This is a genomic window from Streptomyces sp. CB03238, from assembly GCF_002099185.1.
Lineage (GTDB): Bacteria > Actinomycetota > Actinomycetes > Streptomycetales > Streptomycetaceae > Streptomyces.
Genome location: NZ_NBCN01000014.1, coordinates 44332 through 67352 on the forward strand (window position 1 = coordinate 44332; position 23021 = coordinate 67352).

The following is a 23021-nucleotide window of genomic DNA, read 5'->3' on the forward strand; positions in this document are numbered from 1 at the left end:
CGTCAGAAAGGCCGACCCGACCATGCCCAGACTGCTCGCCGCCGCCCTCACCGTGGCGGTCGCCGCGGCTCTCGCCGTGGGAGCGGCCCTCGCCATCGTGGCCCTGCTCGACACCACCCCGGAACAGCCCAATGTGCCACTGATCAGCCATGAGACGGCTCTGCCCCGGGGGTGACCCGAGTTGACCGGAGTGGACACGCAAGGCCTGCGGGCGCCGGCCGGGGAACGTTCGGCCTGGGCGGACCTGCCGCACCGCCAGGTCCGCGAGTTCGCCGACCGCGCCATGGCCGAAGTACCCGCACTCGCCCAGGAGATCCTGGACACGATCTGCCGCGAGCACCCCCGGATGCCGCTCCTCGTCGACGAGTCCGGCGAGCTGGTCGCGCTGGTCGGCATCCGGCGCGCCCTGGAGGAGTTCCTCCAGCACCTCGTCCGGGGTTCCGGCAGCCCCCAGCTCCACCTGGAGGTCTTCCAGGACTTCGGCCGCGGGGAGGGGCAGCAGGGCCGCACCCTCGACTCCCTCCAGGCGGTCTACCGGCTGGGAGTACGCCTCGCCTGGCGGCGGCTGGCGGAGATCGGCCATGAGGCCCGGATCCCGCCTCCGGCGATGTACGACCTCGCGGAGGCGGGCTTCGCCTTCCTCGACGGCCTGGTGGACCAGACGGTACGCGGCTACGCCGAAGCCGCGGCCCGCCAGGCCGGTGAACGGCTCCGGTTGCAGCGCAAGTTGACGCAGGCGCTGCTGGGCGAGCGCCGCCCGGACCGGTCCCGTCCCCTGGAGGAGTACGCCGCCGCCCATGCCGCCCGCATCGGCTGGACCCTCCCGCAGCGGGTGGCCGTGGGGGTGCTGCTGCGCCCGGCCCGTGACTGCGTGGCACCGGCCGTGGGTGCGGAGGTGCTGCTGGACATGGAGAGCGAACGGCCGCTGCTCTTCGTACCGGATCCGGCGGTACCGGGCCGCTGTGAGCAGTTGCACCGGGCGCTGCGGGGCTGGACGGGGGCGATCGGTCCGGCCGTCCCGCTGGCGGACGCGGCGGCCTCGCTGCGGTGGGCGACGGAGGCGATGGGCCTCATCGAGCGCGGCCTGCTGCCGTCGGGCGAGCTCCTGCACTGCACGGAGCACATCGACGCCCTGGTCCTGCTGCCGCCCGAGGAGCTGATCGAGGCGCTGACCGACCGGTGCCTCGCCCCGCTCGCCGATCGCGGGCCCACCCAGCGCCGCCGCCTGGCCGAAACCCTGCTGGCCTGGCTGGAAACCCGGGGCGGCGCACCGGAGGTCGCCGCGCGGCTCGGGGTGCACCCGCAGACGGTCCGCTACCGGATGCGGCAGATCAAGGAACTGTGGGGTGACGAGGTGGAGGACCCGGACCGCCGCTTCGAACTGGAGCTGGTCCTCCGGGCCCAGCGATTACAGGGACGCCTGTCGCTGCCCGACCACTGAACCGACCGGCCGACGCGGCATGCCCTTGCCCGGCTCTTGACTGCTTCGGTGACAGCCGCGATCCTCCTCGCACAATTTATGCGAACATGACAACCACCGCGAGGCTCGGGACTCCCCCGCGCCCGGCTCCTCGTCGGTGCCGCCCCGTCCGGACATGGGTGATGACCTTGCTGCGACGCTCGTACGCCAGGCTCAAGGGTCTCGCGGTGCTGTCCCTGATCCTCTCCCTCATGGCCCTGGGCCCCACTCCGGCGGGGGCAGGCCCCTCCTCCGATCCCGGGTGGTGGGATCCGGTCGCCCGGCCCACGCCCGACTCCCGCATCGACGTCGCCGGGGAGCCGTTCAAGGGCACCGACGCGCAGGGCCGGGTGCGGGGCTTCGTCGACGCGCACGACCACCTGATGTCCAACGAGGCCTTCGGCGGCCGGCTGATCTGCGGCAGGCCCTTCTCGGAGCTCGGCGTCGCCGACGCGCTCAAGGACTGCCCGGAGCACTACCCCGACGGCTCCCTCGCGGTCTTCGACTTCATCACCAAGGGCGGCGACGGCAGGCACGACCCGAACGGCTGGCCGACGTTCAAGGACTGGCCCGCCCATGACTCGCTGACGCACCAGCAGAACTACTACGCCTGGGTGGAACGCGCCTGGCGCGGCGGCCAGCGCGTGCTCGTCAACGACCTCGTCACCAACGGCGTCATCTGCTCGGTCTACTTCTTCAAGGACCGTGGCTGCGACGAGATGACCTCCATCCGCCTCCAGGCACGCAAGACGTACGAGATGCAGGCGTACGTCGACCGGATGTACGGCGGGCCCGGCAAGGGCTGGTTCCGGATCGTCACCGACTCGGCGCAGGCCCGTGCGGTGATCGAGCAGGGCAAGATGGCCGTCGTCCTGGGCGTGGAGACCTCGGAGCCGTTCGGCTGCAAGCAGATCCTGGACGTACCGCAGTGCGGCAGGGACGACATCGACCGGGGCCTGGACGAGCTGCACGCGCTGGGTGTCCGCAGCATGTTCCTGTGCCACAAGTTCGACAACGCCCTGTGCGGGGTCAGGTTCGACTCGGGCACCCTGGGAACGGCGATCAATGTCGGCCAGTTCCTGTCGACGGGCACCTTCTGGAAGACGGAGAAGTGCACGGGGCCCCAGGCGGACAACCCCATCGGTCTCGCACCGGCGGCCGAGGCGGAGAAGAAACTCCCGCCGGGCGTGACGGTCCCCTCGTACACCGCCGACGCGCGCTGCAACACCCGCGGCCTGACCGCGCTCGGCGAGTACGCGCTGCGCGGCATGATGCAGCGGGGGATGATGATCGAGATCGACCACATGAGCGTGAAGGCCACGGGCCGCGTCCTGGACGTCCTGGAGTCCGAGTCGTACCCCGGCGTGCTCTCCTCGCACAGCTGGATGGACATCGACTGGACGGAGCGGGTCTACCGGCTCGGCGGCTTCATCGCCCAGTACATGCACGGTGCCGAGGGGTTCACCGCCGAGGCGCGGCGCACCGACGCCCTGCGTGAGAAGTACGGAGCCGGCTACGGCTACGGCACCGACATGAACGGTGTCGGCGGATGGCCGGCGCCCCGCGGCACGGACACCCCCAATCCCGTGCGCTACCCGTTCCGCAGCGCCGACGGCGGCTCGCTCATCGACCGGCAGACCACCGGCGAGCGCACCTGGGACATCAACACCGACGGCGCCGCCCACTACGGCCTGGTGCCCGACTGGCTGGAGGACATCCGGGTCACCGGCGGCCAGGACGTCATCGACGACCTCTTCCGTGGCGCCGAGTCCTACCTCACCACCTGGGGCGCCTCGGAGCGCCACCGCCCGGACGTGAACTTGGCGGCCGGCTCCTCCGTCACGGCCAGTACCTCGGAGTGGAACCCGTTCACGAGTTACGCCCCCGGCCGCGCCGTGGACGGCGACCGCCGCACCCGCTGGGCGAGCGACCGGCGCGACCCCCAGTGGCTGCGGATCGACCTGGGAACCACGCGCCCGGTCGGACGGGTCACGCTCGACTGGGAGCGCGCGTACGGCAAGGCGTACCGGATCGAGGTGTCCGCCGACGGCGACGAGTGGCGGACCGTCCGGTCCACCACTGCCGGTGACGGCGGCCTGGACACCGTACGGTTCTCCGCCGTACCGGCCCGCTTCGTCCGCGTCATGGGACTGGAACGCGGGACCGGATGGGGCTACTCGCTCCATGAGGTCGGCGTGTACAGCCGCTGACGCCGGCCGGCCGTGCTTACAGTGCCCAGCCAGTCCGTCCTGAACGGCAGAGAGGGCATCGGCGTGCAGTGGGCGTACATCGGCTCGTTCACCTCGGGGGGCGGCCGCGGCATCACGGTCGCGGCCGTCGACCCGGCGACCGGGGCACTGACCCCGCGCACGAGCGTCGACACCGTCGTCAACCCCTCGTGTCTCGCTCTGGCCCCCGGGGCCGGGGTGCTCTACGCGGTGAGCGATACGGAGCCGGGCGCGGTCGCCGCCTTCCGGGCCGGGGCGGACGGCAGCCTCACCGCCCTCGGCCCGCCGGTCGACGTGGGCGGCTCCGGCCCCACCCATCTCGCCGTGGCCGGACGCAGACTCCTCACCGCCAACTACGGCTCGGGCAGCATCAGCAGCCTCGCGCTGGAACCCGACGGCAGCCTTGCCGGTCCCCCCGCCGTACTCGCGCACCGGGGCTCGGGCCCCGACCCCGAGCGGCAGCGAGGACCGCACGCCCACCAGGTGCTGCCCGACCCCGGCGGGCGATGGGTGCTCAGTGTGGACCTGGGCACCGACTCGGTACGGGTCTGCGCGCTCGACCGGGCCACCGGAGAGCTCCGGCTCCACGCCGAGACCGCGCTCCGCGCCGGGTCGGGGCCGCGGCACCTCGCCTTTCACCCGGACGGCGAGGTGGTGTACGTCCTGCACGAGCTGGAGCCACAGATGACCGTATGCCGTTGGGATCCGGCGTCAGGGCGCCTGGAACCGCTGGCGGAGGTGGCGATCGACCCCGAAGGCGCGCCCGAGGGGGGCCGGGTCCACCCCTCCGTCGTCTGCGTCTCGCACGACGGGCGTTTCGCCCGGGCCGCCGTGCGCGGCAGCAACACGGTCCTGACGTTCTCCCTCTCCGACGGGGCCGAGAAGCCACGGCTCACCAGCAGCGTGGACTGCGGTGGCGTGTGGCCGCGCGACCTGGTGGCGGATCCGTCCGGGCGCAGGCTGTACGTCGTCAACGAATGGTCCGGGGACATCACCTGGTTCGACGTGGACGCGGACAGCGGACAACTGCGCCGCGCCGGCGCGGTGGCGGTGCCGGCCGCCGCGTGTGTGGTCTTCTCCTAGCTGTGGCCCGGCTCGTCGACGCGCAGCGCTTCCACGTCAGCCCGGGCGTACCGCCCGAGGGCTCCCGGTTGTGTTCCGATGCGCTCGACGGTCACTTCGAACTTCCCGACGGGCCAGCCCAGGAGTGCCGCCGCTTCCTTGGTCGTCAGGCTGACCTCGATCCAGGCCTGGCGCTCGCGCACCGTGGCGAGGATCTGTTCCTCCGGGAGCCCGTCGAGATCGTCCAGGGCATACATGGGGTGTCCCTTGAACTCGCCCACGGGGCGCAGCAGGCCGCGATCGGCCAGGGCCTGCACATCCACGCGTTCGACTTCCACCCGCGTGCGCTGGGAGAGGTGCTCCGCCGCCTTGATGGACCCGAGACCGGGATGGTCGCCCACGGCGGCGCGGATCTCTTCGACGCGATCCGGCAGAGTAGCGGCCACGGTGTGCGACCAGCGTTTGTCGTCCACATCCGGGGGCGGGATCAGGCCGTGCTGCACGGCACGGGGTACCTGCCAGTTCTCCAGGCCCAGCCATTTCGCCAGCTGGATCGGTCCGAAGGCCCGCCCCTTGGCAGCGCCCGAGCGCGAGGTCCGCGGAGACGGTGCCGGCACGGAGGCCGGTCCGCTGCCTCCGCCGCCCAGCGCGGCCGCTATCTCCTCGATACGATCCGGCAGCGTCTTGGCCATGGTGAGTGACCAGCGCTCGTCGTCGATGTCAGGGGGTGGAATCAACCCACGCGCCTGTGCCCGGCGCACATCCCTCGGTTCGAGCCCCAGCCAGTCAGCCAACTGGATCGGTCCGAAGTCTCGTCCCTGGCCACGTTCCCCTCCCAGTACGGTCGCCGCGCTCAGTCGTACAGGCCGTGGGGAGCCCGTTCCGGCTCCCCGACGATCACTCTACGCGGCGGGTCCGACAGTCAGCCGGACGCCCGGGAGCCCGGCTGGATCGATGCCTTCGACTGCACGGCATCGACGGTGTGCACGGCCTCGTCCAGCACATGCTGTCCGAGCTTGCCGTCGACTCCGACCTGGACTCGGTCGATCAGGCCCTCGTTGAGGGATTCGGCATGGGCGGTCCCGCAGACCGACAGGGCGGCGCCGGTGAGGGCGAGCGTGACCAGGGCGCGCTTGCTTGTACGTGGCATGCCCGGCCAACGATCCCCTGTCGGCCCGGTCACGGCGCGGGTCGCCCGTCCGGGGGAACCGACGGGACCGCCGGCGCATCGACGCGGCGGGCGGTACGGCGGGGGGCACACCGGCCCGTACAGCGAGGTACACCACCGGGAAGGCTCGGCGCGTGCACGGGGGTGGGCCCCCTTCGAACGGTGCGTGGGCGCCGGCCTCACACAAATCCGTGGACACCGGCTCCGGGCACCACCTAGCGTGGGCGGTGACGCCCACGACAGCGGAAAGGAGGCGAGTGCCGTGCATCAGTCACGTTCCCCGCGCTCCCGTTCCGTTTACCCGGCGTCCTTGGCCTGACCGGGAGCGTTTCACTTCACTTGCGTCCCGGAGGACAACTCCCATGACCGATCCGGTCATCCGCGTGCTCGACACGAGCGACGCGCATCTTTTCGACACCCTGCCCGACCCCCTCGGCGCCCGTGCCGCGCATGCGCGCAACACGCACCGGCCCGAGTGGAAGCGTGTGGCGCTCCGTGGCGGCGAAGTCGTCGCCCGGGGTGCCTGGTGGGGCGGCCCCGACGACAACACCCCCATAAACATCAACTGGTTCGATGTCGCCGAGGGCGAGGAGGAGGCGGGCGCCCATCTGCTGCGTACCTCCCCGTACCAGGTGGAACTGGAAATCAACCTGCCCGCCGGCTGGCGCGGCGACGCGGTCACGCGCGCCGCGGGTGAGGCCCGTCTCCGGGCCGCGCGGGCGGCCGGTTACGAGGTGCTGGTCGAGCGGTTCATGTACCGCTGGACGCCGGACCGCGGACTGCCCGAGCGGCCCGGGCGCCTGACCTTCGCGGCGGAGCCGGACGACGCCGTGTTCTTCGACGCGCTGCGCCGGATCCATTCGGTGACGCTGGACGCGCACGCGCTGCGGGCGATCGCGGAGGGCGGGCTCGACCAGGCGGCGCAGGAGGAGCTGGACTTCTTCCACTGGTGCCCGTCACCGCGCGAGTGGTGGCAGGTGGCGTACACGCCGGACGGCGACCTGGCCGGCATCCACATCCCCGCGCACAATCCCTCGGGCCCCTGCGTCGGCTTCATCGGCGTCGTGCCGGAGCAGCGCGGGCACGGCTACGCGTACGACCTGCTGGCGGAGTGCACCCACTTCCTCGTCGAGCGCGGCGCCGACTTCGTCGCCGGTGCCACGGACCAGGGGAACGTTCCGATGGCCACGAACTGCGCGAAGGCGGGGTATCCGGTGGTCCGGGAGCGCGTGAACCTGGTGCCGGGCAAGCGGGGCTGAGGACCAGGAGCCCGGGGGCGGGCCGGTCGGCGTGCCTCCGGGCGGTCACCCACAAGCGGTGGCGTTCAGTACGACTAGTGCGCGCGGGCGGATGACACGCCCTGCTGCTGGGCAGCGACAGACCGGCCGCACCGTTCGCCCTCGCGCCCCATGGGGATGACCATGAAGAAACCTCTCCTCGCCTGCCTGGCCGCGGCTCTCACCGCCGCCGCGGCCACCGGCGGGTACCTCGCCCTCCAGCACGTCACCGGCCCTTCCGAGCCGGCCCGGTCCGTCACCGCCTCCTACGACCCCGGCGAGGCCCGTGACGTGGCGAGCAGCGCCGACGACGTCTTCCACGGCACCGTGGTACGCCTGACGGGCCGGCGGACCATCGCCGAGATCCCTTCCCGGCTGTACGAGGTACGCGTCGGGCACGTCTTCAAGGGCGACCTCACAGGTACCGTCACCCTCACGCAGCCGGAGGGCCATCCGGCCCTGGAGCCGGGCGGCAAGTACGTCTTCGCCACCACCTCGTGGCACAACGAGGACAATGAGCACGGCCTCCTGTCGGGCTCCCGCCCCTACCCGGCCCCCGACCTCACGGCACCGGTCGCGGGCACGCCGGCCCGGGCGGGGGTGACCGTCGCGGAGTACTGGCGGGACGCCGTGGAGCGCGTTCAGCACAGCACCTTGAGCGCGCCCGGTCGCACCCGGGCCGTGACGGGAAGCGTCGCGTCGACCTCGCCGTCCGTGCCGTAGGGGAGGTCGCGGTCGGCCTCGATGCGGATCTCCTTGCCGCGCAGGACCTCGACCTGGGGGCGCCGCAGGTGCGCGCCGGTCTTGAGCTCGTTCATCATCGCGAAGAAGAGCCGTTTCGGGGCGTGCTGGATGACGACGACGTCCAGCAGGCCGTCGTCGACACGCGCGTCCGGCGCGATGCGGCGGCCGAAGCCGTAGAAGCCGGAGTTGGCGGCGACGACCGTGTAGCCGCGCCGTTCGTGTGTCGTGCCGTCGACGGTGATGCGGTACGTCACCGGCCGCCAGCCGGCCACCGCGCGCGCCCCGCCCGCGTAGTACGAGGCGGAGCCGCGCAGCAGCCGGGATTGGTTGGCGTACCGGTTGGCCACCGCGTCGACCCCGGCGTACACGCTGCCGAGCACCGGGACCTTGGGGTGCGCGGCGGATTCGGCCTCGATGGTGTCGACGGCGCGTGGTGCGGCGTGCAGCAACAGGTCGGCCAGGGCCGGGGGGTCGGTGGGCAGACCCAGGGCCCTGGCGAAGTCGTTGCCGCGGCCGGACGGGACGAGGCCGAGGACGGCGTCGGTGCCGCTGAGCGCGCCGCCGACGGCGCCGGCCATCCCGTCGCCGCCGACCGCGAGCACCACGTGCCCCTCCGCGGCGGCCTGCCGCGCCAGTTCGCGGGCGTGGTCGAGGCTGCGGCTGTAGCGGGTCTCCAGACCGGCTCCCGCCTCTCGCAGGAGCCGGGCCACGGGCAGCAGGGCCGCCGTGCCGCTGGAACTTCCCGCGGCCGGGTTGACGACGGCGGTGAACTGTCGCATGTGCGCGCCTCCGTAGGGCAGGGCAGGGGCAGGGCTCGGGTCAGGGGTGTCGGACGGGGACGAGGATGCCGGGATTGAGCACCCCCGCCGGGTCGAGCTCCGCCTTGACGGCCTGGAGGACGCGGACACCGAGGGGGCCCGCTTCCCGGGCGTACCAGTCGCGGTGGTCGGTTCCCACGCCGTGGTGGTGGCTGATGGTGCCGCCGGCGGCCAGGATCGCCTCGTTGGCGGCGTGCTTGGCCGGTGCCCAGTGCGCGACGGGGTCCTCGCCCTGGGCGGAGACGACCGTGAAGTAGAGCGAGGCGCCGTTCTCGTACACGTGCGAGATGTGGCACATGACCAGCGGGGGCGTGCCCGCGTCGGTGAGGGCGGTGGTGAGCGCCTGGCGGACGCCCTGGTACAGCTGCGGGAGCGCGGACCAGAAGGCGGCCGTCTCCAGGGTCTCGGCGAAGGCCCCGGCGTCGAGCAGCGCGTCGCGCAGGTAGGGCGCGTCGTAGCGGCCGTGTGCCCAGCGGTCCCCCGGTTCCCGGCCGACGCACTCGCCGCCCTCCGCCTGGAGCACCTTGTGGACGCCCGCCTGGCACTGCTCGGTCTCGGCGGCCGTTCCCTCGTACCCGACGATCGCCATGCAGCCGGCCGGCTCCATGGCGCCGGCGCTGCCGATGCGGTCGGGGTGGGCGAGGCCGATGAAGGTCTCGGTCTCGTCGGACAGGCGCAGGACGGTCGGGCGCGGACCGTCCTGGGCGAGTTTGCGCAGCGCGGCGGCGCCGGCCTCGAAGGAGGCGAAGCGCCATCCTTCGTAGAGCCGCTTCTGGGGCAGGGGGCGGATGCGGAGGGTCACGGAGGTGATCACGCCGAGCGCGCCTTCGGAGCCGAGCACGAGCTGGCGCAGGTCCGGGCCGGCGGCCGAGCGGGGCGCGCGGCCGGCCTCCCAGGTGCCCTCGGGGGTGGCCATGGTGACGCCGAGGACCATCTCGTCGAACCGGCCGTAGCCGGCGGACGCCTGGCCGCTGGAGCGGGCGGCGGCGAAGCCGCCGATGGTGGCCCATTCGTACGACTGGGGGAAGTGGCCGAGTGTGAAACCGCGTTCGTTGAGCAGCGCTTCGGCGCGGGGCGCGCGCAGGCCGGGCTGGAGGGTCGCGGTGCGGGAGACCTCGTCCAGGCCGAGGAGGGCGTCCATACGGCGCAGGTCCAGGGCGACGAAGGTGGGGCGTTCGGGGGCGAGGCCGCCGACGACGGAGGTCCCTCCGCCGAACGGCACGGCGCCCACCTGGTGTCGGGCGCACACGCGCAGGGCGGCGAGGACCTCGTCGTGGCTGCCGGGCAGCAGCACGGCGGCGGGGATGTCGGCGACCTCGCCGGCGCGGATGCGCAGCAGGTCGGGGGTGGACTTGCCACGGGTGTGGCGGATGCGGGTCTCCGCGTCGGTACGCAGGTGAGCGGGATCGTCCAGGCACGCGGCGAGAGCGTGACGCGCCTCGTCGGTGAGCGGGGACTCGGGGACGGCGATGTCCTCCAGCGCGGCGGGTCCGTGTTCGCGCGGGGTGACGCCGAGCAGGTCGCGCAGCAGGCCGGTCACGGTGTCGGGCAGGGGTGCCGCCTTGGCCGGGTCGCCCCAGCCGCTCCACAACATGTCCACGGGGTCGGTTTCCTCACCGTCGGTTCTGGATCGTGGCGCGCTCTGAGGCCCGCACTGGCGGTACACTGTGACAGATGACGCCCATTCGTCACAACCATTCGGACGGGGAAACCGTCCTCGACGCGGCCCGTGACTGCGTCCTCGCCGTCGGAGTACGCCGGACGACGCTGACCGACGTGGCCCGCCGCGCCGGGGTCTCCCGTATGACGCTCTACCGCCGCTGGCCCGATGTCCGGACGCTGGTCGGGGATGTGATGACCCGTGAGTGGGTCGCCCTGGCCGTGGCGGCCATGCCCGAACCCGGCGCCCCCGCCCGGCGGCGGCTGGTCGACGGGCTGGTCGCCGGGGTCGAGGCGTTCCGCGCGCACCCGCTGTTCCACAAGATCCTGGACGTGGACCCCGAGCTCCTGCTGCCCTATGTGCTCGACCGGCGTGGCGCCAGCCAGGACGCGTTGCTGGGCCTCATCACCGGCGCGCTGGAGGAAGGGCACGCCGACGGATCGGTCCGGGCGGCGCACCCCGACCTCCAGGCCAGGTCCGTGCTGCTGATCGTCCAGTCCTTCACGCTCTCGCTGCGCACCATGACCGATGACGCCGACCCCGAGCTCGACGAAGCGGCCTTCCTCGGCGAGCTGCGGATCCTTCTGGAAAGGACCCTCGCCCCATGAGCCACCCGCGCCACCTGCGCCACCCCGCACACTCCGCCCGGGTTCCGTCCTCGCTCACCGCCGCGCGCCGCCACCGCGAACTGGCCGAACTCGCCGACGGCACGCAGGTGGACGTCCTGGTCGTCGGCCTCGGGGCCACCGGCGCGGGCGTCACCCTCGACGCCGCCTCCCGTGGCCTGACGGTCGCGGCGATCGACGCCCACGACCTGGCCTTCGGCACCTCGCGGTGGAGCTCCAAGCTCATCCACGGGGGCCTGCGTTACCTGGCCTCCGGACAGTTGGACGTCGCCCACGAGAGCGCCGTGGAACGGGGCATCCTGATGGAGCGGACCGCGCCGCACCTGGTCGGCGCACAGCCCTTCGTCCTGCCGCTCACGCCCCTGGTCTCCCGGTCGCAGGCGGCGCTGGCCCGGGCCGGCCTGCGCGCCGGTGACCTGCTGCGCGCCTCGGCGCGTACGTCGCGCTCCACGCTGCCGGCGCCGCGCGCCCTGTCCCCCGTGGAGACCCGGCACATGGCGCCCGTCCTGCGGCCCGCCGGACTGCGCGGAGGGCTGCTCTCCTGGGACGGCCGGCTCAGCGACGACGCCCGGCTGGTGACCGCCGTCGCCCGTACGGCCGCCGCGTACGGCGCGCGGATCCTGACCCGTACGCGGGCACTGTCCCTCGACGGCGGCGGGGCCCTGGTGCGGGACGAACTCACCGGTGAGGAGACGCGGATCAGGGCCCGCTCCGTCGTCAACGCCACCGGTGTCTGGGCCGGCGGTCTGATCGACGACATCCGGCTGCGGCCCTCCCGGGGCACCCACCTGGTGCTCCGCTCCGAGGACCTGGGCTCTCTCACGGCGGGCCTGCACATCCCGATCCCCGGCGAGGCCAACCGCTTCGTGCTGGTCCTGCCGCAGGGCGACGGCCGGGTGTACGTGGGACTGACGGATGAACCGGTCGACGGCGACATACCGGACGTCCCCGACGTGCCGGAGACGGACATCGGCTTCCTGCTCGACGTGCTCGGCTCCGCCCTCGACGTGCCGCTGGGCCGCGCCGACGTGATCGGCGCGTTCGCGGGGCTGCGGCCGCTGCTCGACACGTCGGGTACGTCGGGTACGCCGGGCACGTCCCGTACGGCCGACATCTCCCGCAAGCACGCGGTGCTGACCTCGCCCGACGGGGTGGTGACCGTGGTGGGCGGCAAGCTCACGACGTACCGGCGTATGGCGCAGGACGCCCTGGACGCGGCCGTCTGCGCGCGCGGCCTCACGGCGGGGCCCTGCCGCACGGCCGGCCTGCCTCTCGTGGGCGCGGCCGCACCGGGCACGCTCGCCGCCCTGGACGCTCCCCGGCGGCTGGTACGCCGCTACGGCACCGAAGCCCCGGCCGTGCACGCACTGGGGCTCGCGAACCCGTCCCTGGCGCGTCCCGTCGTACCGGGCCACCCGGTCACGGTGGCCGAACTCGTGTGGGCGGTACGCCATGAGGGCGCCCTCGACGAGGCCGACGTCCTCGACCGCCGCACCCGGATCGGCGTGGTGCCGCACGACCGGGAGGCGGCGCTGGCCACGGCCCGCGAGGTGCTGCGCCACGAGGACGGGCGGCTCACCCCGCACACGCCCTAGGAGCGCCAGGTCAGTTGCTGTGCCTGGTCAGGCTGTAGAGGAGAACCAGCACGGCGATGACCATCACCGTCACATGAAGCCACGCCGGTGCGGTCGCGGCGTCTTGCGCGGCGGTCACGAGGGGGTTCACCGGTGCCTCCGTGTCGCATCGTCGTTCTCGTCCTGGTGGTGTCGTGTCATGCTCCGCGCGTACCCGGCGAGAGGCGGCCGACGCTTCGAGGCCGCACGTCGGTCCTGTCCGTCGCCTGTGATCCGGTGGAGGCGGGCAGGCCCCGCCGCCGGCTGCGAGGGGGAGCGCTTCCCGGACGACGTCGACATGCCACGCGCGCGTACCGGGGCGCGGGCCCTGCTCGCCGTACTGGAGCAGGGCGAGTGACGCCGCGGCCACCGCGGGCCGCGCCGACGGCGGTTCAGCCTTCCTTCAGCTCGTCCACCACGTGCCGCACCACGTCCAGTGAGGAGTGCAGCGCCTCACTGGACGCGCCGCGGGCCACCCGCAGCCGCTTCGAGCCGTAGTGGACGAGGACCGAGGCGCCGGACGCGTAGAGGAGGGTGAGCGCGCCCGCGACCCGCTGCGGCTCCCAGACGCGTTCCAGGCCGCGCAGCAGCGTCGTGTGCGCCGACCACAGCGCGAGCAGGCCGCATGCGCCGCCGGCCGCCAGCGCCACGGCGCCCTGTCGCGCCTGCGCCACGCCGAGGGCCGCCTCCTCGTACGCGTTGTCCATGTCCTCGCGAACGGCGGTGTGAATGTCCTGGGGCACCGGCTCCATGGGGCGCGCCTACCCGTTGCGCGGCGGGCAACACACCGGGGTCGTCGCCCCACAGCTGCCTCTCCATCGGTACGGACACGGTGCCGCCGTCGGAGAGCTTCTCCCAGTACCCCCGCAGCGCTGCCGCCTCGGTGGTGTCGCCGCTCACGCTGATGGCGACGTTGTTGCCCGGTTTGTACTCAGAGCCGGGTGGTCGGCGCCCATGCCTGTCGCGCGTTGCCATGGAAGCTGACGTATGGGTTGAGACGGGATGTCACGTTATGCCCCACGGGCTCGTCCTCGCAGATGGACGGCACAACGCAACGGAACCCGCCCCTCCCCTACCGGCTGAGCCACCCGCGCAGGAGGCGGCTCACGGCCGGCATCGCCGCGTACGTCATGAGGATGTTGAAGACGCAGGCGATCACGGCGCTGCCGACGACCGGGTGCAGGTCTGTCAGGTGCGGCACCAGGAAGTAGCTGCCCAGCAGGGAGATCGGATAGATGGCCAGGGTGGCGCTGATCGCCATCTTCCACCGCGGGGGTACGGGCGGTGTCGTTCCCGGCTTGGCGAACCAGGTCTCCATGCCCGTCAGCTGCCGCCGCGCCACCTCGGTGTGATGGTGGCCTTCACAGTTGGCGAACCAGGCCGCCCTTTCCGGCGATTCCTGCCATTCCCGACATGCCTCGGCGTCCCGGAAACGGTGGACGAGGAACCATGGGGCCCCGTCCGCGGACGGCCGGAACAAGCCGTGGCCGAGGTGCCCGGGGAACTGGGCCGCGCTGGCGAGAATGCCCCGCGCCCATCGCTCGAACGCCGCCTCGTATCCGGGCTCGACCTGCCGGGCGATCAACAGGGTCACCTCGCCCCTGTCGGCGGGCACGGTCGTGTGCTCAAGGCTCACCGCAGTCACTTGCTCTCCTGATGCTCGCGCCGCGCCCGGACAGCACTGTACGTTGCCGCGCCCCGGGCGGGTGGCCGCCCCCGGTCGGGAGGCTGTCCGGAGCCCCTTGTGCCCCGCCGTGCGAGAAGCAAGGGATTCCCCTCTTCCTCGGCGGTTCGCGTGTCTGACATCTTGCGTTCGCCCCCTACACATTCGGCCCGGCCGCCCGACCAGCGCGCCGGGATTCGGAGGACGCGTTGATACGTCACATATCCCATTGGCGCCCCGCGACAGCGATCACGGCCGCCGCGGCCGCACTCGGCGTCACTCTCGCCCTCGGGACCCCTGCCATGGCCGTCGGCACGGCACCGCAGGCGCCCGCCCCCGGCTCCGCCCCCACCGCTGCCGCCCCCACCGCCGTCTGGGCCGCCGGTACCCGCGCCCATCTCGTCATCACCGCACCGGGCGACACATCCGCCGTACGGGCGGCCATCACCGGCAACGGCGGCACGGTCTTCGCCTCCTACGACGCGATCGGCGTGATCGTCGCGCACTCCGCCTCGTCCGGTTTCGCCACCGCCATGCGCGGCGTCCCCGGCGTCCAGCAGGTCGGGGCGACGCGTACGTCGGACGTGCCGGCCGACGCGTACAACCCGGCCCTGCCTGCTCACCCCTCCCAGTCCCCGACCACGCTGACGGAGAGCCTGACCCGCTGGGACATGACCCAGATCAAGGCCGACCAGGCCTGGGCCGTCACCACCGGCTCGGCGGCGGTCAAGGTCGGTGTGCTGGACACGGGCGTGGACGACCAGCACCAGGACATCGCCCCGAACTTCAACGCGGCGGACTCCGTCTCCTGCGCGTACGGCAAGGCGGACACCCGCGCGGGCTCCTGGCGGGACGTCGGCACGCACGGTACGCACGTCGCCGGCACGATCGCGGCCGCCAAGAACGGCAAGGGCGTCGTCGGTGTGGCGCCCGGGGTGAAGATCTCCTCGGTCCGCATCGCCGAGCCCGGCAGCAGCCTGTTCTTCGCGGAGAACACCATCTGCGGCTTCATGTGGGCCGGCGACCACGGCTTCAAGGTCACCAACAACAGCTACTACACCGACCCCTGGCAGTTCAACTGCCCGGACAACGCCGACCAGGCCGCCATCATCGAGGGCGTCAGGCGCGCCCAGGAGTACGCCGAGAACAAGGGCTCCCTCCAGATCGCGGCCGCCGGGAACTCCAACCTCGACCTCGCGAACAAGACGGTCGACACGGAGAGCCCCAACGACTCCACGCCGGTCACCCGCACCATCACCAACGCGTGCCTGGACATTCCCACCGAGCTGCCGGGCGTGGTGACGGTCGCCGCGATGGGCAAGGGCAACGTCAAGGCGTCGTACTCCAATTACGGCAACGGCGTCATCGACATCGCCGCCCCGGGCGGTGACGGAACGTCCGGCGTCTACTCCACGCTGCCGGGCGGCAAGTACGGCAACATGAACGGTACGTCGATGGCCTCGCCGCACGTCGCGGGCGTCGCCGCTCTGATGGCGAGCGCCGACCCGGCCGCCACCCCGGCCGACATCCGCTCCCGGCTCGGTGTCCAGGCCACGGACGTGGCCTGCCCCTCGGACAGCCGGTGCACCGGTACGACGCTCAAGAACGGCTTCTTCGGCGAGGGCCAGACCGACGCCCTGAAGGCGGTCAGCGGCGCGACACCGCCCCCGGGCTCGTACTTCGAGACGACGACGGACGTCGCGATCACCGACAACGCGACCGTCGACAGCCCCCTCACCGTCTCGGGAGTGAGCGGCAACGCCCCGGCCACCCTCAAGGTGGGCGTGGCCATCACGCACACCTACCGCGGTGACCTGGTCGTCTCCCTCGTGGCACCGGACGGCGCGGTGTACCTGCTGGAAGACTTCGCCAACAACGACGGAACGGACAATGTGGGCAAGACCTACACGGTCAACGCCTCCGCCGAGTCCGCGAACGGCACGTGGAAGCTCCGCGTCCGTGACGGCGCGTCCCAGGACACCGGCACGATCGACGCCTGGAACCTGACCTTCTGAGCACCGTCGGACCACGGCCGTGCCGTTGCGTGCCCCTCGTCAGCCGCGGGGCACGCAACGCTGCCGTGCGCGGGGGCTCACACCCGGCGCCACACCGCCATCGCGAACGAGAACAGCCCGTACAGGGCGAGTCCCACCGCCAGCGCCACGAGCAGCCACGGGCCGGCCGGGGTCTCGGCGAAGGAGCGGATCGTGTCGTCGAGGCCCTTGGCCTCGCTCGGCCGGTAGGTGATCGCCGCACGCAGCGCGAACCCGCCCGCCACCATGAACACCAGCCCACGGGCCACTCCCCCGGCCACCCCCGTCACGTCGACGGCGTCGCGGACCCGGGGGCTCATCTCGCCCAGCCGCAGGTGCTTGCGGTAGGTGCGCCGGACCGCCTGTACGGCACCGACGACGCCGGTGACCGCGATGGCGATGCCGGCCGCCGCGACGAGCCACTGCCCGGCCGGCAGTTCCAGCACGCGTGCCGTCATGTCGTGGGACTGCCGGTCGCTCTCCCCACCACCACCGCTGTGGTCGCCACTGGCGAAGACGAGCACCGACCAGGCCACCACGGCATAGAACAGGGTGCGTCCGGCCGACAACAGCCGATGTGTCGTCTTGTTTCCCCACAGTGCTTCGGTGAGCTGCCACAGTGCCATCCCCACCAGGCCGATACCCAGCAGCCACAGGAGTACCGACCCCAGCGGTTTCGCGGCGACCTCGGTGAGGGCGCCCCCTTTGTCGGCCTGTTCGGCGTTGTGACCGAAGGCGATCCGCAGGGCGAGGACACCGACGAGCAGGAAGATCACGCCCCGTGCGGCGAATCCCCACCGCCCCGCGACCTCGACCGCGGTTCTGCCGCTCTTGCCCCTTGCCTTGCTCCGTACGTTCACTCGGCACCTCCCCCTCCCCGTTGCCCCGCGAAGGGGACGGGAAACAATGGGGCGGCCCGGGGGTGGGTCCCCTGGGAAGTGAGCGCTCGGGGTTCTCCACGTTTTCGTTGTTCTTCGTTGTTCTTCGTTGTTCTTCGTTGTTCTTCGTTGTTTCCGTTATCGCCGGCCCGCGGGCCGGTCTCCCAGGTGTCGGGCGGATCGCCGCCCGGGGGAGAAAGGAGCCGAGAGGTGAGCCAGACAGACGAGGTACGGCTGGTCAGGGCGGCGCAGTCCGGGGACCAGCGGGCGCAGGACGTGCTGGTCTCGGCGTACCTGCCGCTCGTCTACAACATCGTCGGGCGGGCGCTGAGCGGGCACGCGGATGTGGACGACGTCGTCCAGGAGACGATGATCCGGGCGCTCGGTGGTCTTGGTTCGCTGCGGGACCCGCAGCGGTTCCGGTCGTGGCTCGTGGCGATCACCATGAACCGGATACGCGACCACCGGTTCGACCCGGCGCTCGCCTCCGCCCTGCCCGAGGGGTCGGAGCTCGCCGACCCGGGCGCGGACTTCGTGGACCTGACCATCATGCGGCTCGGCCTGTCCGGGCAGCGGCGGGAGGTCGCCGAGGCGACCCGGTGGCTGGACGACGGTGACCGGGAGCTGCTGCCGCTCTGGTGGCTGGAGGCCGCGGGCGAGCTCAGCCGCACCGAGGTCGCCGATGCCATGGAGCTGACGCCGCAGCACACCGCCGTACGCGTGCAGCGGATGAAGGCGCAGCTGGAGACGGCCCGGATCGTCGTGCGGGCGCTGGCGGCGGTCCCGCGCTGTGTGCTGCTGGACGACGCGCTGGCCGGGTGGGACGGGCTGCCGTCCGCGCTCTGGCGCAAGCGGATCGCCCGGCACGCGCGCGGGTGCACGGTCTGCTCCGGTCACGGTGCCGGGCTGGTCCCCGCCGAGGGGCTGCTGGTCGGCCTGGGCCTGGTGCCGGTGGCTGCCGCGCTCGCCGGGGGCGGTACGGGCGACGCGCTCGTCCACACGGGAGCCGGGGGCCCGGGCGGGTCCGGTGCGGGGGGCCGGCGGCAGGAGCGGCAGGCCCGGCGCCGGCGGCAGCGCCGGGGGGCCGTGGCCGCGGTGGCGCTGCTGGTGGCCGGCGGCGGGGTGGCCGGGCTGGAGCTCCTGGGGCTCGACGAGGGTGGGCGGGAGGTACGTACGCAGAACGCGACCGAGCCGTCCCGCACGCCGCTCGCGTCCTCGGCCGCCCCCGCCCGGTCGGGCGCGAGCCCGTCGGCCTCGGCGTCACCGTCCGCCTCCGCGAGCCCGTCGCCCTCGGCGTCGGCGTCCAGGAAGCCGGCGCCCAGGCCCACGCCCAGCCGGACGGCGCCCAAGCCGCCTCCGGAGCCGTCCCCGTCCCGCACCCGTTCCGCTCCGCGGCCCGAGCGGCCGGAGGCTCCATCCGGCTCGTTCGCCGAGCAGGTGACCCAACTGGTCAATTCGGAACGCGCGAAGAACGGTTGTGGTCCGGTGAGCCAGAACGGTCTCCTGGACACGGCGGCGCGGCGCCATTCCGACGACATGGCCGCGCGTGACTACTTCGACCACACGAACCCCGATGGCGAGGGTCCGGGCGAGCGGATCACGGCGGCGGGCTACTCATGGTCGACGTACGGCGAGAACATAGCCCGGGGCCAGCAGACCCCCGCCTCGGTCATGGACTCCTGGATGAACAGCCCGGGTCACCGTGCCAACATCCTCAACTGCTCGTTCAAGGAAATCGGCGTGGGCATCCACGAGGGCCAGGGCGGACCGTGGTGGACCCAGGTGTTCGGCGCCCGCGGCTGACTCACGGTCGCCGACGGGGTGACCATGTGGGCACCAGTGTCCACGCCGTCCGTGGGTGATTGCGCGCGCGCCGAGCGGGAAGCAGATGATCATGGAGGACATGGCTGAGTGGCATGAGTGGCAGGAAGCGGATCGGCGCCTCACCCGTCGCGTGGCCGGTTGGAGAGCGCCGTTGGCGCGCCGGGTGCTGCCGGCGGTGCGATCGGCGGCGGAGCACACCAAGCTGTGGTGGGCCGCGGCAGCCGTCATGGCCGCTGCCGGCGGCCTGCGGGGCCGGACGGCCGCGGCGGCGGGCCTCGTCGGGATGGGTGCGGCGGAGCTCGTCTCCAATGCCGTGTGCAAGCCGCTGTACGAACGACGCCGTCCGCCCGAGGACCTCATCCCCCACGGTGATGTGCACGAGCGGCCGGACAGCTCCTCCTTCCCTTCCGGGCACACCGCGGCCGCCGTCGGCTTCACCGTCGCGGCGGCGGGCGCGTGGCCGGGGGCGGCTGCGGCCTGTGCGGTCCCGGCCGTGATCGTGGGGGTGGAGCGGGTGCACTCCGGCGCCCACTACCCCAGCGACGTCGCCGCCGGTGCCGCCGTCGGCCTGGCGGCGGGGTTGCTGGTGCGTCGAACACCGCGCCTCCTGCTGCGCCACGCCGCGCGGACGGCTCAGCGCTGGTAGAGCCCCACCAGGGTGCCGTCGGCCAGCCGGCGCTCGTCCACGGCCGCGTGCACATCGGCCGCCGTCGCGCCGTCGGGCAGGGAGACCGGTCCGGGGAGCGCGTAGAGCCGGAAGAAGTACCGGTGCGCCCGGTCGCCGGCGGGCGGGTTGGGACCGCCCCAGCCGGAGCCCCCGTAACCGTTGCGCCGCTCCTGGCCACCGGGGGGTGTCTGCCCGGCCGCCACGCCGTCGCTCGTGGGGTCGATGCCGGTGACCAGCCAGTGTACGAAGGTCCCCGACGGGGCGTCCGGGTCCTCGCACAGGAGCACCAGCTCGGCGGCGGCGTCGGGCACGCCCGACCAGGTCAGTTCGGGGGAGACGTCCTCGCCCTCCTTCGCGTACCGCCGCGGGATGAAGGAGCCGTCGTTGAAGGCACTGCTCTTGAGCTCGATTCCAGCCATGCCGACGTCATACCCGGCACGCGTACCGCCGTACGGAACGGTTCGGCAGATGCACGCGTCTGGCGCAGCAACGGCGAGGCCCGCGTACGTCCGATCGCTGCTCAGGTGTCGAGGGCCGGCCGCACCTCGAATCCGCCGTCGCGGTGGCGCGACATCTTCGACGCGACCGCCTCCCGCCGCCGGCGCTTCCTCCGGCACCCGGGCATCACTGCAGACTGGCACCCTGGGAGCGGAGTTGCCGCTGGACCGCGCTCGCCGGGATGTCCTGGGGGCGCTTCCCCTGGGCTGCCGCGAGGGCCGCGCAGACACCCGCCGCCTGCCCGGTGGCCATCGAGATCGGCATGACGCGGTACGAGGAGTGGGCCACGTGGTCGCCGGAGATGCAGCGGCCGGCGACCAGGACCCGGTCCACGTCACGCGGGAAGAGGCAGCGCAGGGGGATGTCGTAGGACTGGCCGCGCGGGAGTCGTTTGAGCGTGGTGCCGCGACCGCTCGGGTTGTGGATGTCCACCGGGTAGGCGCCGCGGGCGACGACGTCGTCGAACTTGCGGGCCGTCAGCACATCCTCGCCGGTCAGCTGGTACTCGCCCGTGATCCGGCGCGTCTCCCGGACCCCCACCTGGACGCCGCTCTGGACGACGTACGAGTCGGCGAAGCCCGGCACGCGGTCCCGCAGGAAGCGGGCGATCTGCGCCATCTGGCGGTGGGCGGTGAACTCGGCGCGGGTGAGGTCCCAGACGCTGGTGCCGAGCACTTCGGTGACGCGGGTGGAGTTGACCGCGACCTCGCCGGTGTTGGGAGTGGCGAAGAAGAGCATGTCCTCACGCGGCAGGTCCAGTTCCCCGGCGTCGGTGGCGGCGCGGACCAGGTCCCACAGCCCGTGCACGCCCTTCCACTGGTCCGGGTTGGCGCGGGCGTACGCGGAGAATTCCTCGTGGTCGAAGCGGACCATGCGGAACATCAGCGTCATGGGCTGTGTCCAGCCGTCCTCCGGCCGGCCGATGTCGTACGCGGCCCCGGCCGCCGCGGCGATGTCGCCGTCGCCGGTGCAGTCGATGATCACGTCGGCGTCGATGACGACCGGCCCCGACTTGGTCTCGAACACCGCCCGTGCCCGGTCGGGCAGGTTGAGGACGTCGGAGGCGAAGGCGTGCAGCAGCGTACGGACCTCATGGGTCTCCAGCAGCTCGTACACCACCAGTTTGAACAGTTCCGCGTCGAACGGCACCGTGTAGCCGGTCTCGAGCGAGGGGCGGATCGCCGCTCCCGCGCGCACCAGCTGTTCGAGCAGCACCCACAGCACGCCGCCGACGACGGGCTCGCCCTCGCCGTGATCGGGCGGCAGGAGGCGTGCCGAGTCGCCGGTGACGGCCTGCTTGACCTCGTTGTGGAAGCTCATCAACGGCATGACCAGCGCCGCGGTGGCGTTGCCGCCGAGGAATCCGTACCGCTCGACGAGGACCACCTCGGCGCCCGCGTTCGCGGCGCCGAGGGCCGCTCCGATACCGGCCGGTCCGCCGCCGATCACCAGCACCTGGGTGGAACCCGCGTGAAGGGCCTGCCGCGGGGGGAGCTCCACGCTGCGGGGGACGCGGGGCGGCATCAGGTACGACACGGTTCCTCCCTGGGGATCGTGGCCGGCGGCGGCTCAGCCGGTCGCGGACGCGGCCGTCGGCACGGTGCTGTCGATGAGGGGGCGGGGCGCGGTGCGGTCCAGGTAGCCGAGGAGCCGGTCGGCGGTCTGGGCGGCCCGCAGCCGCATCGACGCCGTCCGGGCCGCCGTGTGCGCCGCGCGGGCGGGCCGCTCGTCCCACAGGCGGTCCACTTCGGCCAGGAGCAGTCCCGCGGTCTCCCTGACCACACCGCGCAAGGCGGGCGCGCCGATCTGCTGGGCGAAGTCGAAGACCTTTCCCGCGTAGGGCAGCGGCAGCAGGGGGATCCCCGCGAGCGCGGCGAAGATCAGGAAGTGCAGCCGCATGCCGATGGCCAGGTCCAGTTCCTTGACGATGTCGAGGACCTGCTGGGGGCGGTAGTTGCCGTGCAGCACCGTACAGCGGTCCGCGTCGGCCATCCGGGACACCACCGCGTGCGCGTGCCGCATGTCGTCGCGCTCCATCGGTACGAAGACGACATGGGCGTCCAGCCGGTGGACGAGGAAGTCACCCACATTGGCGAGGAGCTGGTGGTAACCCTCTTCGTCGAGGTGCTCGGCCGCGCGGCCGGGCTCCCGCACGCTCATCCCGACCAGCCGCACTCCGCGCGGTACGGCCTCGGCCCGCAGGAGCTCTGCACCGCCGTCCCCGGGCTCGAGCAGGAGAGCCGGGTCGGCGGTGACCGAGACGGGGCGGGTCAGCCCGGCCTCTTCCAGCACCAGCTTCGACTCCTCGTCGCGGACCGTCACCTCGGCCGCGTCGGAGAGCGTCGCCCGGATCCACGCGCAGTCCGCCTCGTCGGTGAGCGGCCCGGCGCCCACGGCGTAGGTGAAGACGGGAACGCCGAGGTCCTGGGCGGTGCGGACCAGCCGCAGGTAGCGGCGCGCCTCGGTGTTGTAGAGGATCCCGCCGCCGCCGAGCACGAGTACGCTCAGCCGGCGCAGGTGCTCGGAGATCCGCTCCCTGCACACGCCCTCCCAGCCGACCACCTCGACGTCCGGATGGGCGGTGCGGCTGTGGTCGGGGTTGCGGGAGAAGAGGACGACGTGTGCGTCCGGACGCTGGGCCCGGATGCGGCCGAGCATGGCGGTGAGGATCGCCTCGTCGCCCACATTCCGCCCGCCGTAGGAGCCCAGCACCCCTACGGTCACGCTGCTTCGGTCTGCCATGATCGGCCCCTCGCGAGTTCCGCCCTTTTGTGCACTCCTACACCAGTTCACCGCATGGGGA

Annotated in this window: 22 protein-coding genes and 1 pseudogene; 12 read left to right on the plus strand and 11 right to left on the minus strand. The window is 72.6% G+C overall.

Going from position 1 to position 23021, the window contains the following annotated elements; genetic code table 11:
* The first annotated feature begins 22 nt into the window (after positions 1-22).
* The 4 genes from BKD26_RS40480 to BKD26_RS24895 all read left to right on the plus strand — a co-directional run bounded on the left by BKD26_RS40480 (position 23) and on the right by BKD26_RS24895 (position 4770).
* Positions 23-175: a hypothetical protein gene (locus BKD26_RS40480; RefSeq protein ID WP_179166682.1), complete on the plus strand. Its 153-nt coding sequence runs from the start codon at positions 23-25 to the stop codon at positions 173-175.
* A gap of 15 nt (positions 176-190) precedes the next feature.
* Positions 191-1441 carry a PucR family transcriptional regulator gene (locus BKD26_RS24885; RefSeq protein ID WP_241518816.1) on the plus strand — a complete coding sequence of 417 codons (1251 nt, stop codon included), beginning with the start codon at positions 191-193 and terminating at the stop codon, positions 1439-1441.
* A 161-nt stretch (positions 1442-1602) separates the two neighbouring features.
* Entirely contained in the window at positions 1603-3669 is a 2067-nt protein-coding gene (locus tag BKD26_RS24890) for a discoidin domain-containing protein (RefSeq protein ID WP_084902227.1), read from the plus strand.
* Positions 3670-3690: 21 nt separating this feature from the next.
* Complete coding sequence (locus tag BKD26_RS24895) at positions 3691-4770, plus strand: lactonase family protein (protein ID WP_241518817.1); 1080 nt, start codon at positions 3691-3693, stop codon at positions 4768-4770.
* On the opposite strand, the gene BKD26_RS24900 is transcribed toward BKD26_RS24895, so the two are convergent.
* Positions 4767-5543 carry a hypothetical protein gene (locus tag BKD26_RS24900; protein ID WP_206603710.1) on the minus strand — a complete coding sequence of 259 codons (777 nt, stop codon included), beginning with the start codon at positions 5541-5543 and terminating at the stop codon, positions 4767-4769. The genes BKD26_RS24895 and BKD26_RS24900 overlap by 4 nt on opposite strands.
* A gap of 128 nt (positions 5544-5671) precedes the next feature.
* Positions 5672-5899, minus strand: coding sequence for a hypothetical protein (locus tag BKD26_RS24905; protein ID WP_084902233.1), 228 nt, complete (start codon positions 5897-5899; stop codon positions 5672-5674).
* A gap of 380 nt (positions 5900-6279) precedes the next feature.
* On the opposite strand from BKD26_RS24905, the gene BKD26_RS24910 reads away from it, so the two are divergent.
* Positions 6280-7176, plus strand: coding sequence for a GNAT family N-acetyltransferase (locus tag BKD26_RS24910; protein ID WP_084902236.1), 897 nt, complete (start codon positions 6280-6282; stop codon positions 7174-7176).
* Between the two features lie 162 nt (positions 7177-7338).
* Positions 7339-7917, plus strand: a complete 579-nt coding sequence (locus tag BKD26_RS24915) for a hypothetical protein (protein WP_084902238.1) — start codon at positions 7339-7341, stop codon at positions 7915-7917.
* On the opposite strand, the gene BKD26_RS24920 is transcribed toward BKD26_RS24915, so the two are convergent.
* Together BKD26_RS24920 and BKD26_RS24925 are read right to left on the minus strand one after the other, a co-directional pair.
* Positions 7836-8717, minus strand: a complete 882-nt coding sequence (locus BKD26_RS24920; RefSeq protein ID WP_084902240.1) for a YegS/Rv2252/BmrU family lipid kinase — start codon at positions 8715-8717, stop codon at positions 7836-7838. The genes BKD26_RS24915 and BKD26_RS24920 overlap by 82 nt on opposite strands.
* Before the next feature lie 40 nt (positions 8718-8757).
* On the minus strand, positions 8758-10356 hold the full coding sequence (locus tag BKD26_RS24925) for an FAD-binding oxidoreductase (protein ID WP_084902242.1): 1599 nt from the start codon (positions 10354-10356) through the stop codon (positions 8758-8760).
* 74 nt (positions 10357-10430) lie between these two features.
* Here BKD26_RS24925 and BKD26_RS24930 point away from each other — a divergent pair, with 74 nt between their 5' ends.
* From BKD26_RS24930 to BKD26_RS42105, 3 genes are all read left to right on the plus strand, one after another.
* A complete protein-coding gene (locus BKD26_RS24930; RefSeq protein WP_084902246.1) occupies positions 10431-11024 on the plus strand; it encodes a TetR/AcrR family transcriptional regulator in 594 nt (197 codons plus the stop codon).
* Positions 11021-12637, plus strand: a complete 1617-nt coding sequence (locus BKD26_RS24935) for a glycerol-3-phosphate dehydrogenase/oxidase (protein WP_084902248.1) — start codon at positions 11021-11023, stop codon at positions 12635-12637. Before BKD26_RS24930 ends, BKD26_RS24935 begins: the two co-directional genes overlap by 4 nt.
* Before the next feature lie 247 nt (positions 12638-12884).
* Positions 12885-13013 carry a hypothetical protein gene (locus BKD26_RS42105; RefSeq protein WP_277622412.1) on the plus strand — a complete coding sequence of 43 codons (129 nt, stop codon included), beginning with the start codon at positions 12885-12887 and terminating at the stop codon, positions 13011-13013.
* Between the two features lie 34 nt (positions 13014-13047).
* Here the strand turns inward: BKD26_RS42105 and BKD26_RS39305 are convergent, their stop codons facing one another.
* The 3 genes and pseudogenes from BKD26_RS39305 to BKD26_RS24945 all read right to left on the minus strand — a co-directional run bounded on the left by BKD26_RS39305 (position 13048) and on the right by BKD26_RS24945 (position 14300).
* Positions 13048-13407: a phage holin family protein gene (locus BKD26_RS39305; protein WP_107417982.1), complete on the minus strand. Its 360-nt coding sequence runs from the start codon at positions 13405-13407 to the stop codon at positions 13048-13050.
* A 31-nt stretch (positions 13408-13438) separates the two neighbouring features.
* Positions 13439-13664: pseudogene (locus tag BKD26_RS41535) on the minus strand (VOC family protein); the annotation flags it as partial.
* 63 nt (positions 13665-13727) lie between these two features.
* The gene (locus tag BKD26_RS24945; RefSeq protein WP_084902251.1) at positions 13728-14300 is read right to left on the minus strand and encodes an antibiotic biosynthesis monooxygenase; all 573 of its coding nucleotides are present in this window, start codon (positions 14298-14300) and stop codon (positions 13728-13730) included.
* A gap of 320 nt (positions 14301-14620) precedes the next feature.
* On the opposite strand from BKD26_RS24945, the gene BKD26_RS24950 reads away from it, so the two are divergent.
* Entirely contained in the window at positions 14621-16333 is a 1713-nt protein-coding gene (locus tag BKD26_RS24950) for a S8 family serine peptidase (RefSeq protein ID WP_084902254.1), read from the plus strand.
* A 77-nt stretch (positions 16334-16410) separates the two neighbouring features.
* Here BKD26_RS24950 and BKD26_RS24955 read toward each other — a convergent pair whose 3' ends face one another.
* Positions 16411-17211: a DUF1206 domain-containing protein gene (locus BKD26_RS24955; RefSeq protein ID WP_107417983.1), complete on the minus strand. Its 801-nt coding sequence runs from the start codon at positions 17209-17211 to the stop codon at positions 16411-16413.
* 228 nt (positions 17212-17439) lie between these two features.
* On the opposite strand from BKD26_RS24955, the gene BKD26_RS24960 reads away from it, so the two are divergent.
* On the plus strand, positions 17440-19032 hold the full coding sequence (locus BKD26_RS24960; protein ID WP_084902259.1) for a sigma-70 family RNA polymerase sigma factor: 1593 nt from the start codon (positions 17440-17442) through the stop codon (positions 19030-19032).
* Between the two features lie 100 nt (positions 19033-19132).
* The gene (locus BKD26_RS24965; protein ID WP_107417994.1) at positions 19133-19699 is read left to right on the plus strand and encodes a phosphatase PAP2 family protein; all 567 of its coding nucleotides are present in this window, start codon (positions 19133-19135) and stop codon (positions 19697-19699) included.
* Here the strand turns inward: BKD26_RS24965 and BKD26_RS24970 are convergent.
* The 3 genes from BKD26_RS24970 to BKD26_RS24980 form a co-directional block, all read right to left on the minus strand.
* Entirely contained in the window at positions 19687-20139 is a 453-nt protein-coding gene (locus tag BKD26_RS24970; protein ID WP_084902261.1) for a YbhB/YbcL family Raf kinase inhibitor-like protein, read from the minus strand. The two genes, BKD26_RS24965 and BKD26_RS24970, sit on opposite strands and share 13 nt — an antisense overlap.
* Positions 20140-20344: 205 nt before the next feature.
* Positions 20345-21742, minus strand: a complete 1398-nt coding sequence (locus tag BKD26_RS24975) for an FAD-dependent oxidoreductase (RefSeq protein WP_084902481.1) — start codon at positions 21740-21742, stop codon at positions 20345-20347.
* A 45-nt stretch (positions 21743-21787) separates the two neighbouring features.
* A complete protein-coding gene (locus tag BKD26_RS24980; protein ID WP_084902264.1) occupies positions 21788-22960 on the minus strand; it encodes a polysaccharide pyruvyl transferase family protein in 1173 nt (390 codons plus the stop codon).
* Positions 22961-23021 lie beyond the last annotated feature (61 nt).